The organism is Acidovorax sp. 210-6 (genome assembly GCF_010020825.1).
Classification (GTDB): domain Bacteria; phylum Pseudomonadota; class Gammaproteobacteria; order Burkholderiales; family Burkholderiaceae_C; genus Simplicispira; species Simplicispira sedimenti.
Window position 1 is genome coordinate 1,280,311 of the sequence record NZ_JAACJE010000001.1, and the last position, 13,324, is coordinate 1,293,634.

Consider the following 13,324-nt stretch of genomic DNA (forward strand, 5'->3'; position numbering starts at 1 on the left):
TCTCATGGGTGTCAGCGGACAAAGGAGCCAAGTATGAGTGAAGCGGGTGCGGTGGTGGTCGGCAGCGGAATCATGGGGCGGGACATCGCCGCGATCTTCCTGAATGCGGGTTGGCAGACGCAGGTCGTGGCGCCCGCGTCCGGGGAGTGGGACGCGGTGCGGCGCCACGTGGCCCAGTCGGTGTCCCAGATGGGCGGGCAACTGTATGGCGACCTGTTGCACCTGCGGCCGGCGCTGGATGCGGTGGACTGGTCCGGCGTGGAAATCGTCATCGAGTCCGTGACCGAACGGCTCGAGGTCAAGCAGGGGGTGTTCGCGCAGCTCGACGCGATGGTGCCCCGGCACGTGCCCATCGGTTCCAACAGCAGCGGCATGCGCATCACGGACATCGCCCGCGCCTGCAGCAGCCGGGAGCGCATGGCCAACGCGCACTTCTTCCTGCCCGCCCACCTCGTGCCGCTCGTGGAAATCGCGCGGGGCGAATTCACACGGGGCGAGACGATGGACCGCCTGATGCGGATCTTCTCGGACGTCGGGCGGATCCCCGTGCGCGTCAACCGGGACGTGCCGGGCTTCCTAGCCAACCGCATCCAGCACGCGCTGATGCGAGAGGCGTTCTCGGTCATCGACGAGGGCCTCGCGACGCCCGAGGACGTTGACGCAGCGGTGCGCTTCGGCTTCGGCTTCCGGTACGTGGCGGCGGGGCCGATCCTGCAGAAGGAGTTCGCGGGACTGGACACGCAGTTTGCGGCGGCCTCGTCGATCTACCCGACCCTGTGCAACGACAGCGTGCCCAGCCGCACGCTGCGCGAGAAGGTGGCCGATGGCCGCTTCGGCACCAAGAGCGGGCACGGCTTCTGGCGCTGGACGGACGAGCAGATCGCGCGCGAGCGGTCGCGCTACGAACAGGTGCTGCTGCAGGCACAGCGGCTGCTCGCGCCCTCGGCGCTGCCGGGCACGGCGGAGCCGGGCGAGGGCGGGGCGGCCCCGGCCGCATGGGCGCCGGCGGCGGCACAAGAAGTGGTGGGGAGCGGCACGCCATGACGACCCCCGTGATCCCGGAGACGGAGCGCTCCCCGGTCGACGTGCAGGCCATCCACCGGGCCGCCCAGCGGCTGCAAGGATGGGCCGTCACCACGCCGCTGTTGCGCTGCGATGAACTGGACGCGCATGCCGGCGGGCGCGTCTACCTCAAGGCCGAGAACCTCCAGCGCAGCGGTTCGTTCAAGTTCCGCGGCGCCTGCAACCGCATCCTGGCCTTGACGCCTGGCGCGCGCGCGCGCGGCGTGGTGGCCTACTCCTCGGGCAACCATGCCCTCGCGGTCTCGCAGGCGGGCCGGATGCTGGACGTGGCCGCCACGGTCATCATGCCGGCCGACGCGCCGGCCATCAAGATCGAGGGCTGCCGCGCGAGCGGCGCGACGGTGCTGTTGTACGACCGCGAACACGAGGACCGCGAAGCCATCGGCCGGCGGCTCGTGGTGGAGCAAGGCCTGACGCTGGTGCCGCCCTTCGACGATGCGCTGGTCATGGCGGGCGCAGGCACCGGCGCGCTGGAGGCCGTCGCGCAGATGCAGGGGCAGCGCGTGGACACGGCGCTGGTGTGCTGCAGCGGCGGCGGCCTCGCGGCGGGGTGGACCCTGGCGCTGCGCGCGGCATGGCCCGATGCCCGCATCGTGGTGGTCGAGCCCGAGGGATTCGACGACACGGGGCGCTCGCTCCGGTCGGACAGTGCGCAGACCAATGCGCGCAGGTCCGGCTCCATCCAGGACGCGCTGCTCGCTCCTGCGCCGGGCCAACTGACCCTGCCGGTGCTGCGGACCCACGCGGCGCAGGGCGTCACCGTCTCGGACGCCGAGGCGCTGGAGGCCATGTTCTTCGCCTTCGCCGCGCTCAAGCTCGTGCTCGAGCCGGGCGGGGCCGCACCGCTCGCGGCCGTGCTGGCGCGCAAGGTCGCGCTCGAGGGCCGCAACACCCTGGTGGTCTGCTCGGGCGGCAACGTCGATCCGGCGGTGTTCGCGCGCTGCCTGTCCCTGGGCACGGAGCGGGGAGGACGGGCATGACGACCGCAGCGACCCGCTCGCCCGAGCAGCGCGTGCGCGAGCTTGGCCTGGCGATCCCGGAGGACGTCGCGCCGGCCGCCCACTACGAATTGGTGACCGTGCACGGCGGCCTGCTGTACCTAAGCGGACAGCTGCCGCGCGTGGACGGCCGCGTCGCGGTGACCGGCTGCGTCGGCGGCGGCGTCAGCCTGGAGCAGGCGCGCGAGGGTGCGCGCCTGTGCACGCTGCGCGCCATGGCCGTGCTGCGGCAGGCGCTCGGCTCGCTGGACCGCGTCGAGCGCGTCCTCAAGCTGCAGGTCTTCGTGCACAGCGACCCCGCCTTCACGCGGCACAGCGATGTGGCCGACGCGGCCTCCGACCTGTTGGTCGAACTCTTCGGGTCCGCCGGCCGCGCCGCGCGCACCGCCATCGGCGCCGCCCAGCTTCCTCAGGGCGCCAGCGTCGAGCTCGATCTGATCGTCGCCTCCACGGCGGCGGTCCCGTCTTCCAAGGAGCCTTCTCACCATGCCATCCACCGCTGAAGCCTTCATGGCCCCCGGACCGACAGCCGGGGCCGCCCCGGAGTCCCTGACCCCGCCGTCCGGTGCCTGGACGCCTGACGAGCGCCTGCGATGGCAGGCCCGCTTCGACGCCTTCAAGGCACGCGGCCTGCGCATCGACATGACGCGCGGCAAGCCCTGCACCGAGCAGGTGGCGCTGTCGGACGCGATGCTCGACTGGCCCGGCGTCGGTGGCCACCGGACGCAGGAGGGGGGCGATGCGCGCAACTACTACGGCAGCCCGCTGGGCCTGCTGGAAGCGCGCACGCTCTTCGCGCCCATGCTCGATGCGCCGCCCGAGCAGGTCGCGGTGGCCAACAATTCCAGCCTCGCGCTGATGCACGACACGCTCGTGTACGCCCTGCTGCACGGGGTGCCGGGCGGCGCGGCGCCCTGGCATGGCCAGGGGGCGAGGTTCCTCTGCCCGGTTCCGGGCTACGACCGGCACTTCGCGATCTGCGAGGCCTACGGCATCGAGATGGTGCCGGTGCCCCTCACGGGGCACGGGCCCGACATGGATGCCGTCGAGGCGCTGGTCCGCGACCCGCGGGTCAAGGGCATGTGGTGCGTGCCGGTCTACAGCAACCCCACGGGCGAGACCTACGCGCCCGAGGTCGTCGAGCGGCTGGCGCGCATGGCGACCGGCGCGCCGGACTTCCGGATCTTCTGGGACAACGCCTATGCCGTGCACCATCTCACCGACGTGGAGGAATCGGTGCCGGGCATCCTCGCGCTGTGCGCGCAGGCCGGCCACGCGGATCGGCCGCTGGTCTTCGGGTCGACGTCCAAGATCACCTTCGCGGGCGGCGGCCTGGGCCTGCTGGCGGCCTCGCCGGCCAACCTCGCCTGGTACGCCCGGCATGCGGGCGTCCGCTCGATCGGGCCCGACAAGCTCAACCAGCTGCGCCACGTGCGGCTGCTGCGCGACCACGCCGGGCTGCGCGCGCACATGGCCCGCCATCGCGCCATCCTCGGGCCCAAGTTCGCCTTGGTCGAAGCCTGCCTGCGGCGCGAGCTGGCGGGCCGCGGGCTCGCCAACTGGACCACGCCGCGTGGCGGCTACTTCGTGAGCCTGCAGGTACGCGACGGCAGCGCCCGGCGCGTCGTGGCGCTTGCCCAGGAACTGGGCATCGCGCTGGTGCCGGCGGGCAAGGCCTTTCCCCTCGGGCACGACCCGCGCGACAGCCATCTGCGCCTGGCGCCGAGCTTTCCGGGCCTGCAGGAGCTGGAGCAGGCGATGGAAGGCATCTGCCTGAGCGTCCTGCTCGCCACGACCGAGGAGGTGCTGCCATGAAGGGCCACCTGATCGCCTTCGCTGACTACTTGGCGCGCACCGCCCAGCCCGTGGGCCGGCCCGCCATCTGGCGCAAGCCCGATGTGGGCGCGGCCCTGGCGGCCCAGCCGAGCAGCCCGCAGCGGCTCACGCGGGCCATGGCGCTCACGCGCAGCGACGAGCCCGGGGCCTTCGCCCTGAACGGCAGCATCTCCCTGATCGTCCAGGCTCTGGGGCCCGGCGAGCGCGGACGCATGCACAGCCATTCGTTCTGGCACCTGTACTTCGTGCTCAAGGGGCAGGGCGCCTCGGAGATCGCCGGCGAGCGCATCACCTGGTCGGACGGCGACAGCTTCTACGTGCCGGCCTGGGTCGCGCACGACCTGCAGAACCTCAGCGACACCGAGGACGCCATCGTCTATTCCGCGCAGAACCTGCCCGAGCAGGCCTTCAGCGGCGCCCTCATGCGCAGGGAGCCAGGCGGCGGCTACGCGCACATCGCCTCGGATCTTCCCGCGGAGGCCGCCAGGGACTGAGCGGCGCGGCGCCCGCGCATGCCTCGCTTCCGCCCTTCCTCACGCCGTCCCTTTCCCATCCCTCAACCCGTTTCAGGAGTTCCCATGCATCTCGCCCGATTCCTGCGCGCGGCCACGGCCGCCCTCGGCCTGTTCGCCGCGCTCGCCACGCATGCCCAGTCGCTCGGCGACCGGCCGGTGCGTCTCATCGTTCCCTTCGCCCCCGGGGGCGCCACGGACATCGTGGCGCGCGCGGTTTCGGACGCGCTGGGGCGCGAGCTCGGCCAGCCCGTCATCGTCGAGAACCGCCCGGGCGCGGGCGGCTCCGTCGGCGCGAACTTCGTCTCCAAGGCGCCGCCCGACGGCACCGTGCTGGGCCTGGCCACCGTCTCCACGATGGCGACCAATCCGGCCATCAACCCGAAGAACCCGTACGACCCGGTCACGGGCTTCACGCCGGTCATCACGCTCGCCACCGTGCCCGTGGTGCTCGCCGTCAACGCCGCCAGGCTGCCGGTGAACAGCCTCGAGGAGCTGGTCGCACGGCTCAAGCGCTGCCCGGTGCCCTGTACCTTCGCGTCGGCGGGCACGGGCGGCGTCGGCCACCTGGACGGCGAGCTGTTCAAGGCGGTGTCCGGCACCGACCTGGTCCACGTGCCCTACAAGGGCGCGGGCCCCGCCATCTCGGACCTGCTGGCGGGGCAGGTGGACATGATGTTCGACAACCTGCCGTCGATGCTCCCGCACATCCAGTCGGGTGCGCTGCGCGGCATTGCCGTCATGAGCGCGCAGCGCAGTCCCAGCCTGCCGCAGGTGCCCACGTTCACCGAGGCCGGCATGCCCGCGCTCGACAACACGGCGTGGATGGGGCTGGTCGCCCCGCCCAAGCTGCCGCAGGCGCTCCACGACAAGCTCCAGGCCGCGGCGGCGCGCGCGCTGGAGGATCCGGTCGTGCGCCAGCGCTTCGAGAAGGCCGGCATCCGGCCCGTCGGCGGCACCTCGGCCGCGTTCGCGGCGCTGATCGAGCGCGAACTGGCCGTGCGCCGCAAGATCGTCGCGGAACGCCAGCTCAAACTCGAGCCGTGAGCATGCCCATGGTCCACGCTGGCCCCGTGCGGGCCTATCCGCTGCCGCGCGACTTCCGGGTGGGCATGTCCGAGCTGCGGCCGGCCTTCGCGGGGCTCAGGAGCCCGGAGTGCATCCTCGCGAACCACGAAGGCGCGTTCCTGATGTCGGACCGGCGCGGGGGATTCACCGCCATCGCGCCGGACGGCCGCGCCCGGCTCGTCCGGGGCGCCACGCTGGCGGGTGGACCGCTGCACGCCAACGGCATCGCGCTGCGCGGCAACGGCTGCGTGCTGGTCGCGCACCTGGGCGACACCGACGGCGGCGTCTACGAGCTGGGCGCGGACGGACCGGCCGTCCCTGTCGTCACGGCGTTGGAGGGACGGCCGCTGCCGCCGACCAACTTCGTGCTGGAGGACGCCGAGGGCAGGGTGTGGTTCACGGTCAGCACGCGGCGCATCCCGCGCATGGCGGCCTGGTACCCGGACGTGGCGGACGGCTACATCGCGGTGCACGACGAACGGGGAACGCGCATCGTGGCCGACGGGCTCGGCTACGCGAACGAACTGGCGTTCTCGCCGGACGGGCGATTCGTCTACGTCAACGAGACCCATGCCCGGCGCCTGTCGCGGTTCCGGCTGCGGCCCGGGCCGCGGCTTACCGATCGCGAGACGGTGTGCGAGTTCGAGCCCGGCGACCAGCCCGACGGCGTGTGCTTCGATGCCTTCGGCGGCGCCTGGCTGACCTGCATCGTGAGCAACAAGGTCTACGTGGTGCGGCCGGACGGCGAGCGCCAGCTCGTGCTGGCCGACACCGACAACGCTCACGTGCGGCGCTACGTCAGCGACCTGGAGGCGCGGTGCCTGCAGCGCGACAGCATCTGGACCTGCGGCAGCAGCGGGCTTGGGAACGTCTCGAGCCTGTGCTTCGCAGGACCGGAGCGCCGGACCGTGTACCTCGGGTCCCTGCTGGGCGAGCGCGTGCTGAGCTTCGACAGCCCGGTGCCCGGCATGGCGCCGCTGCACTGGCAGCGCCGCTACGCCGCGGGTGTCGGACCGGGCGCCTAGCGCCCTGGGCGACGCGCGGCAAGGAAATCCCTGTCCCGCAGCGGCCCGAGCCGGGCCTTGCCTTCATGTTCACCATCACCCCATTGGAGAGACACACCATGCCACGTCTTCTGCACTCCCTCGCCGCCATGCTGGCGGCCCTGGCCACGCTGCTTCCGGCGGCAGCCAGCCGCGCCGAACAGCCCTGGCCCCGGGACACCATCCGCGTCGTCGTGCCGTTCGCGCCGGGCGGGCTCACCGATGTGATCGGGCGCACACTGGCCCAGGAGCTGGCTGTCTCGCTGAAGGTCCCCGTGATCGTCGAAAACAAGTCCGGCGCGTTCGGCCTCGTTGGCACCGAGCACGTGGCGCTCGCCAAGCCGGACGGCAACACGCTGCTCGTCGGCGGCGGCATCGTGGCGCTGGCGGATGCCCTGTACCCGAAGCTGCGCTTCGATCCGCGCAAGGACCTGACACCGGTCTCGATGATCGAGCGCAACGGCCTGCTGCTGGTCGCGACGAATGCCGACGAGCGCTGGCGCACGGCCGGCCTGCCGGACGTGCTGGCCCGGGCGAAGGAACGCCCGGGGAGCGTCGCGGTGGCGAGCTTCGGCTCGGGCAGCATCAGCCACATGGCGCTGGAGGCGCTCAAGACCGCCAGCGGCGCGGACCTGCTGCACGTTCCCTACCGCGGCACTGCGCCAGCCCTGCCCGACCTCATCGGCGGCCAGGTGCCGCTGATGCTCGACAACAGCGTGACGGCGCTGCCCCAGGTCCAGGCGGGAAAGATCCGCGCAATCGCCTACACGGGCAGCCAGCGGCTGCCCCAGCTGCCGGATGTGCCGACGTTCGTGGAGATGGGCATGCCGTCGATGCAGATCTACAACTTCTTCGGGCTGTACGTGCCGGCGGGCACGCCGGCGCCCATCGCCGAGCGGCTGAACGCGGAGGTCAACCGGATCTTCCGGGAGCCGAAGGTGATCGCCCGGTTCGCGGAGATGGGCGCGGAACTGTACCCCGGGACGGCGCGCGATTTCGCGCGTTTCCTGGAAGGGGAGCGCTCGCGGTGGGGCCAGCTCATCCGCACGCGCGGGATCCGGCCGGAATGAACCTGCCGAGCGGGGAATGGGCGAATTCACGTTCGGTGTCGCCTTCCGGGGCGGGATGCTGCATGCCACGGCAAGCTGGGATGCGGCGCGCTGTTCCCCGCAGGACTACGCGCTGTTCCTGCACGGCGGCGGAGCCGCCACCAGCGCCGACGGCACCCGCTATCTGCGCGAGGCGCTGGCGCGCGAGGGCGTGGCCTGCGCGGCCTTTGATTTCTCGGGCCATGGGCGCAGCGGAGGGCGGCTCGCGGACGCGACGCTGCGCCAGCGGCAGGAGGAAGTGGCGTGCGTCGTCGAGGCGCTGAGGCCGTCGCGGGCCCGCGCGCTCATCGCCACCAGCATGGCCGGGCACACGGCCTGCCGCGTGCTCGACGCAGTTCGGCCCAAGGCCCTCGTGCTCTTCTGTCCCGCGGCGTACGAGGCGCGCGCCGAGGACGCGCGCTTCGGCACGGCGTTCCGCGAAGTCATCCGCGCCACCCGCACGTTCGCCGATTCGCCGGCCCTCGATGCCCTGGGAAGGTACGCAGGGCGCGTGCTCGTCGTCTATGGCACGGCGGACGAGGTCATCCCTGAGGCCGTGCGGGACGGCTATGCGCAAGCCGCCGCCCATGCGCGCAGCGCCGAGCTCGTGCGCCTGGAGGGTGCGAGCCACCGGCTGCACGACTGGCTGGCCGGCCGGGCATCAGCCCGGCGGGACCTGGTGTCCCGGCTGCTTCCCCTGCTCGCCTGACGCGCAGCCCGGCCCGGCGGCGTGCGCGGGTGGCTCGCGAAACGGCAGGACCGGCAGCCGTGTCGCGGCCAGCGACGCCAGGCCCAGGATTGCCGCGAAGGCGGCGAAGAGGATGCCGAGCGTCTGCGGGCCGACGACGGGACCATTGGCCTGCACCGCGAGACCGTCCGCGCAGGCCGCGCATGGTCCCGGCATCTGAGGCACCAGGGCGCTGGAGGCGGCGACGCCGATGGCCGCGCCGACCGCCCGCGCGAACATCTGCAGGGCGGTGGCGATGCCGATCTCGCTCGGCGGGACGGCGTTCTGGGAGGCCAGCGTCATGGGCGGCTGGCTGGCGCCGATGCCCAGCCCCAGCAGCAGCATCCAGGCCACCGCCGTCCAGGCGGCCGAGCGGCCGGGCGCCCAGGCCTGGGCGCCCGCCGCGATCGTCGCCAGCAGCAGTCCCGCGAGCGCAGCCGGCTTGTAGCGGCCGCTGCGGCGCATGTACTGCCCCGACAGGAAGGCGCCCAGCACCACGCCGGCCAGGGGCACCGCGAGCGCGGTTCCCGCGCTCGAGCCGCTCATGGCGTGGATGCCCTGAAGGTAGACCGGTGCCTGCATGTACAGCGCCCCGTGGACCATCGCGACAAGCAGGCCGACGGCAGATGCCACCGCGACGACGCGGTGGCGCCGCACGGAGGCGGGCACCAGCGGGTAGCGGGCCAGGGTCTGCCAGCCCAGGAAGGCACCGGCGAGCGCGGCGGCCGCCCCGAGCAGCGCCAGGGTGGGGGGCTGCATCCAGCCGATGCGACGACCCGACCAGGACAGCGCGAGCAGCAGGCAGGCGGTGGCACCGGACATCAGTGCGACGCCGAGCGGATCGAGGCCGCCCCGCCGTCCGGCCGCGGGCCGGCCGTCGAGGGTGCGCCAGCACAGCGCCGCTGCGGTCGCGATCAGCGGCACCTGCAGCCAGTAGATCCAGCGCCAAGACGCATGGGCCGACAGCAGCGCGCCGGCGAGTGGCCCCGCGAGGCCGGCCAGTGCGTGGGTACAGGAGATGTAGGCCTGGTAGCGGCCACGCTCGCGCGCCGTCAGGATGTCCGCGACGATGGCGTTGGGCAAGGCGACCAGCGCGCCGCCGCCCAGCCCCTGGACGCTGCGCCCCGCGACCAGCGTCCCGAGCGAAGCGGCCCATCCGCACACCAGGGCGCCAGCCAGGAACAGCCCGAGCGCGCCGAGCAGCACGCTGCGCCGTCCGTAGAGGTCGCTCAGCCGCCCGGCGAGCGGAGCACTTGCCGTGGCGCTCAGCAGATAGGCCGTCACGACCCAGACGACCTCGTCGCGGGCATCGAAGGTCCGGGCCATGGCGCCCAGCGCGGGCGCGACGAGCGCCTGGTCCGCCGCCCCCAGCAGCATGACCGGCACGAGCGCCCAGAACACCGCGTGGACCTGGCGCGCCGCGACGCCCCCGGGCGATCCTGTGCGTGCCGTCCTGGCGGGATGGGGAGGGCTTCGAGGCCGCTTCGGTGCCACGGCTCACGCGCCCACGGCGCGCCGGAGGCTCGCCGCGGTACGTCGGAGTTCCGACAGGAACCGCCTGCGGATCCCCGTCGCGGCCCGGCGGCAGGCGGGCGTCATGGTGCGGGCCGGTCTGCGGCTTGCAGGGTGCGGGCACTGGCGCCTGTGGTCTGCCGCGCGATGTCCGAGAGCATCTCGAGGATGCAGCGCTGCGCATCCTCGGTTTGCCGCGACGGGATGTGCGGGCGCGGCAGCGCATGGGTGTAGAAATGCGGACCCTCGGCAGGGTAGCCGAGCACCCAGATGTCGGGCCGTGCCGTGCCGTCGGCGCCGATGGGATGCATCGCTGCGTCAATGTCGATACCGCTCGGGTGGTAGTCGCCGTTGCGGAAAGGGCGAATCAGCCCGCGCGCGAGGAGGTGGGACGTCAGCGTGGAGGCGTCGGTCAGCGGCGAGTAGGCATCCAGCCGGGCGATCACAAGGACGTCGGCCTCGCTGCTGTGCGTGCCGGCGGGGTAGGGCGCCTCGATCCGGAACCGCGCCAGACCGTCGTCGGCGACCACCCGCGCGCCCGGCCCGCCCACGATGTCGATCAGCCCCGCCTGCCGCAACGCCAGGTACTCGGCGTTGCGCTGGCGCGGCGGACCGAAGGCCACGCGGTTGGTGGCCGCGTTGAAGTCCTGCACGAAGAAGCGATGCGATGCGGGCGTGAGCCCGCCGTGCTCCACGGCCGCGCGCAAGGCTTCGCGCGTGTCGCGCAGGACATCGGTGGCGGCCTTCACGGCGCTGCCCCGGTTGCCCTTGGCGGCCTCGAGGAGGTCCTGCTCGACGAGGCCGTGCACGAAGGCCTGGAACGCATCGAACGAGGCAAAGGAGTTCCGCTTCAGCGGCCAGAGAATGGACTCCAGGGCCAGCAGCTCGTCCGGCGTCGGCTCGAAGCCCTCGCCGGGGCCTGGTGCGTCCCCTTCGGCGTCTTGCCCGGCACAGCGGTACGCGTACGCCATTTCCCGAAGGACGAGCGGCAGCACGTCTGCCTGGAAGTCAAGGCGCGGGTCGCCCGTGGCGGCGAGCACGGCCTGCCTCGTGCGGGCCACGGTCTCCGCAGTGAAGAAGCGGGCCTGGTGGCGGCCGGTCAGTCCCTTCTGGTTGACGCCCCGCGCCGCGAAGGGCAGGCTGTTGCGGGAGAACAGCAGCAGGCGGGGCTCCCGGCCGGAGGGCAGGTAGCGCAGCGCACCTGGGGCCTGAAGGTAGCGACCGCCGCGTCCCAGCGTCAGGGCCGACACGACGTCGTGCGCGGTCAGGCCCAGCCCCTGGACGGCCACGGTGGCGGCCGCCGGGATGCTGTCCAGCGTCTCGATGGGGTAGGGCGAGGCGAAGTACGCAAGGCGGCCGTTGCGCGGAGCGTGGCGCGCGGCGAAGTCCGCGAACGAGCGGTCCTCTTCGGTCGGCTGGCGGCGGCCGTGGCCCGTGGTCAGGAAGAGATAGCGGGCCGGGTGCTCCCCGCCGTCGGCGCACACCACCCGGTGGCCCTCGGCCTGAGGAATCACGTCCCTCACGCGCTGGCGGTGGTGGGCCACGGTGACGTGTGCCGGCAGCATACCGGCGATGCGCCGGTAGGCCCAGGCGAGGTATTCGCCGAGCAGGCTGCGCGGCAGGTGGTCGGCCTGGGTGATCGGCACGCCCGATCCGGGCGCCTCGCGATGGAAGCGGTTGCCATGCCGCCGGTAGCCCGCGCCGTGCGCCCACTCGACCAGCGAGATGCCGCCCTGGCCTCCCGCCTTGCTCGCGGGTGCGAAGACGGTGACCTGCGAGGCCACGGTGTTGATGAGCAGGTGATCGGGCTGGGCGGAGCGGTGGCAGCCTTCCCCGGCCACGCCGTCGTCGTAGACGTCGATCCGGACAGGGGTCGCAGCGGGGAGCCTGTGTGCATGCTCCAGAACCCGCTCGAGCACGGTGAGCCCGCGCGGGCCCATGCCGATGATGGCCATCCGTATCGCTTGCATGGTCGATGTCTCCTCGTGTGGCGCCGTGGTCCGTGGGTCCGGCGGGTATGCCCGCGGGCTCAATGCACCGCGGAAGCGATCGGAATGGAGCGCGCGCCCTCGTGGCGGATGGGACCGTCCGTTGCGTCCTCTTCCTCGAAGAAGAAGCGGCGCGCGCCGAAGGCCGGGCGCAGCTGGTCGAGCCAGCCCGCCTGGTCGTCGAAGCCGGCATAGAAGGGCCTTCGCACCCAGAGCGGATTGCGCGCCTGCAGGAACTGCAGCGCGAACACCTTCTCACCGGCGAGCTCGACCACGCCGTCGATCATCACCTTGCCAGGGAATGCGCTCATCGATGGGCCGCGCACCGTGCGCGCGAGGCCGGAGACCGAGCGGTAGGCGCGCTGGAAGATGTCGTAGGCGCGCGCGAGGGGAAGCTTGAAGTAGTCGCTGGGGCCGGTGTCGCGCTCGACGAACATGTAGTACGGCGTCGCGCCCAGCCTCACGCCGGTGGTCCAGAGCTCGCTCCAGCAGGCCGGGTCCTCGTTGACGTGGCGGATGAGCGGCGCCTGCATCCGCAAGGTCGCTCCCGTGCCGATGATGCGCCGGACCGCCTGCTGCGCGACCGGGTGCTGCAGCTCGCGCGGATGGTTGTAGTGCCCCATCACGGCGAGATTGCGTCCGGCGGACACGATGCGCTCGAACAGACGCATCAGCTCGTCGGCGTCCTTGTCGCTGACGAAGCGCTGCGGCCAGTAGGCCACGGCCTTGGTCCCGATGCGGATGTTTTGCACGTGCGCCAGCTCGGGCGCCAGCAACGGCTCAAGGTACTCCGACAGCGAGCGCGCGTTCATCACGAGAGGATCGCCGCCGGTGATCAGCACGTCGGTGACTTCGGGGTGGCGGCGCAGGTAGGCGACCAGTTCCTGCGACTCCTTGGCATCAAACTTGAGTTCCTCCATGCCGACGAACTGCGGCCATCGGAAGCAGAACGTGCAGTAGGCGTGGCATGTCTGCCCCGCGCTCGGGAAGAACAGGACGGTCTCGCGGTACTTGTGCTGCAGGCCGCGCAGCGCGACACCGTCCAGCATGGGGATGTTGTGCGTCATCTGCCCGGCCGGGTGCGGATTCATCCGCATGCGGATCGACCGGACCACCGGATCGATCGCGGCGTCGGGCTCGCCGTTGGAGACCATGCGATGCAAGAGCGAGAACTCACTCTCGAACAACATGTCCCTGTGCGGGAAGGTCAGCCGGTAGATCGGATCGTCCGGAATGTTGTCCCAGTCGATCAGCTGGTCGAGGACATAGGCGTTGACGCGGAAAGGGAGCACCCGCGCCACGATGTCGATCGCCAGCCGCTGTTCGCCGGACAGGGCTTCCCATTGCGGCGCTTGCCGGATCGTGAGACGTGTGTAGGGCTTGTACCTGGCTGCGGCGGGGACTTGTTGCATGGCTGCTCCCTGGTTGAAGGTCTGCGGACGGCGTGGGCCGTGCATGGAAATCCGGAA

The 13,324-nt window shown here is 72.1% G+C and carries 12 protein-coding genes; 9 read left to right on the forward strand and 3 right to left on the reverse strand.

Translation table 11 applies throughout. The annotated features are described in order from the left end of the window. Nucleotides 1-33 precede the first annotated feature (33 nt). The 9 genes from GWK50_RS05940 (at nucleotide 34) to GWK50_RS05980 (ending at nucleotide 8,337) form a co-directional block, all read left to right on the forward strand. Nucleotides 34-1,044 (forward strand): 3-hydroxyacyl-CoA dehydrogenase NAD-binding domain-containing protein, encoded by a 1,011-nt coding sequence (locus GWK50_RS05940; protein WP_063840187.1) that lies wholly within the window; start codon nucleotides 34-36, stop codon nucleotides 1,042-1,044. Beyond that, nucleotides 1,041-2,063: a threonine/serine dehydratase gene (locus GWK50_RS05945; RefSeq protein WP_092939576.1), complete on the forward strand. Its 1,023-nt coding sequence runs from the start codon at nucleotides 1,041-1,043 to the stop codon at nucleotides 2,061-2,063. The genes GWK50_RS05940 and GWK50_RS05945 overlap by 4 nt, the downstream gene beginning before the upstream one ends. Next, the gene (locus GWK50_RS05950) at nucleotides 2,060-2,584 is read left to right on the forward strand and encodes a RidA family protein (protein ID WP_059400246.1); all 525 of its coding nucleotides are present in this window, start codon (nucleotides 2,060-2,062) and stop codon (nucleotides 2,582-2,584) included. The genes GWK50_RS05945 and GWK50_RS05950 overlap by 4 nt, the downstream gene beginning before the upstream one ends. Next, nucleotides 2,568-3,896 (forward strand): aminotransferase class I/II-fold pyridoxal phosphate-dependent enzyme, encoded by a 1,329-nt coding sequence (locus tag GWK50_RS05955; protein WP_242455306.1) that lies wholly within the window; start codon nucleotides 2,568-2,570, stop codon nucleotides 3,894-3,896. Before GWK50_RS05950 ends, GWK50_RS05955 begins: the two co-directional genes overlap by 17 nt. Then, nucleotides 3,893-4,411: a cupin domain-containing protein gene (locus GWK50_RS05960; protein WP_059400247.1), complete on the forward strand. Its 519-nt coding sequence runs from the start codon at nucleotides 3,893-3,895 to the stop codon at nucleotides 4,409-4,411. Before GWK50_RS05955 ends, GWK50_RS05960 begins: the two co-directional genes overlap by 4 nt. An 84-nt stretch (nucleotides 4,412-4,495) precedes the next feature. Next, nucleotides 4,496-5,476, forward strand: coding sequence for a tripartite tricarboxylate transporter substrate binding protein (locus GWK50_RS05965; RefSeq protein WP_059400248.1), 981 nt, complete (start codon nucleotides 4,496-4,498; stop codon nucleotides 5,474-5,476). A 2-nt stretch (nucleotides 5,477-5,478) separates the two neighbouring features. Next, a complete protein-coding gene (locus GWK50_RS05970; RefSeq protein WP_242455307.1) occupies nucleotides 5,479-6,522 on the forward strand; it encodes an SMP-30/gluconolactonase/LRE family protein in 1,044 nt (347 codons plus the stop codon). 98 nt (nucleotides 6,523-6,620) lie between these two features. Further along, nucleotides 6,621-7,610, forward strand: a complete 990-nt coding sequence (locus GWK50_RS05975; protein WP_059400249.1) for a tripartite tricarboxylate transporter substrate binding protein — start codon at nucleotides 6,621-6,623, stop codon at nucleotides 7,608-7,610. Nucleotides 7,611-7,626: 16 nt separating this feature from the next. Further along, nucleotides 7,627-8,337 carry an alpha/beta fold hydrolase gene (locus tag GWK50_RS05980; protein WP_082136753.1) on the forward strand — a complete coding sequence of 237 codons (711 nt, stop codon included), beginning with the start codon at nucleotides 7,627-7,629 and terminating at the stop codon, nucleotides 8,335-8,337. Here GWK50_RS05980 and GWK50_RS05985 read toward each other — a convergent pair. The 3 genes from GWK50_RS05985 to GWK50_RS05995 all read right to left on the reverse strand — a co-directional run bounded on the left by GWK50_RS05985 (nucleotide 8,290) and on the right by GWK50_RS05995 (nucleotide 13,267). Beyond that, a complete protein-coding gene (locus GWK50_RS05985; protein ID WP_162015736.1) occupies nucleotides 8,290-9,756 on the reverse strand; it encodes an MFS transporter in 1,467 nt (488 codons plus the stop codon). The two genes, GWK50_RS05980 and GWK50_RS05985, sit on opposite strands and share 48 nt — an antisense overlap. A gap of 194 nt (nucleotides 9,757-9,950) precedes the next feature. Continuing rightward, the gene (locus GWK50_RS05990; protein ID WP_063840188.1) at nucleotides 9,951-11,837 is read right to left on the reverse strand and encodes an FAD/NAD(P)-binding domain-containing protein; all 1,887 of its coding nucleotides are present in this window, start codon (nucleotides 11,835-11,837) and stop codon (nucleotides 9,951-9,953) included. A gap of 59 nt (nucleotides 11,838-11,896) precedes the next feature. Further along, on the reverse strand, nucleotides 11,897-13,267 hold the full coding sequence (locus tag GWK50_RS05995; protein ID WP_059400441.1) for a lysine 2,3-aminomutase: 1,371 nt from the start codon (nucleotides 13,265-13,267) through the stop codon (nucleotides 11,897-11,899). Between the last annotated feature and the right edge of the window lie 57 nt (nucleotides 13,268-13,324).

Coding starts and splice junctions, on each gene's coding strand:
- GWK50_RS05975 (WP_059400249.1), top strand. CDS start 6,621: ATGCCACGTCTTCTGCACTCCCTCGCCGCCATGCTGGCGGCCCTGGCC.
- GWK50_RS05955 (WP_242455306.1), top strand. CDS start 2,568: ATGCCATCCACCGCTGAAGCCTTCATGGCCCCCGGACCGACAGCCGGG.
- GWK50_RS05945 (WP_092939576.1), top strand. CDS start 1,041: ATGACGACCCCCGTGATCCCGGAGACGGAGCGCTCCCCGGTCGACGTG.
- GWK50_RS05970 (WP_242455307.1), top strand. CDS start 5,479: ATGCCCATGGTCCACGCTGGCCCCGTGCGGGCCTATCCGCTGCCGCGC.
- GWK50_RS05940 (WP_063840187.1), top strand. CDS start 34: ATGAGTGAAGCGGGTGCGGTGGTGGTCGGCAGCGGAATCATGGGGCGG.
- GWK50_RS05980 (WP_082136753.1), top strand. CDS start 7,627: ATGGGCGAATTCACGTTCGGTGTCGCCTTCCGGGGCGGGATGCTGCAT.
- GWK50_RS05960 (WP_059400247.1), top strand. CDS start 3,893: ATGAAGGGCCACCTGATCGCCTTCGCTGACTACTTGGCGCGCACCGCC.
- GWK50_RS05995 (WP_059400441.1), bottom strand. CDS start 13,267: ATGCAACAAGTCCCCGCCGCAGCCAGGTACAAGCCCTACACACGTCTC.
- GWK50_RS05965 (WP_059400248.1), top strand. CDS start 4,496: ATGCATCTCGCCCGATTCCTGCGCGCGGCCACGGCCGCCCTCGGCCTG.
- GWK50_RS05990 (WP_063840188.1), bottom strand. CDS start 11,837: ATGCAAGCGATACGGATGGCCATCATCGGCATGGGCCCGCGCGGGCTC.
- GWK50_RS05950 (WP_059400246.1), top strand. CDS start 2,060: ATGACGACCGCAGCGACCCGCTCGCCCGAGCAGCGCGTGCGCGAGCTT.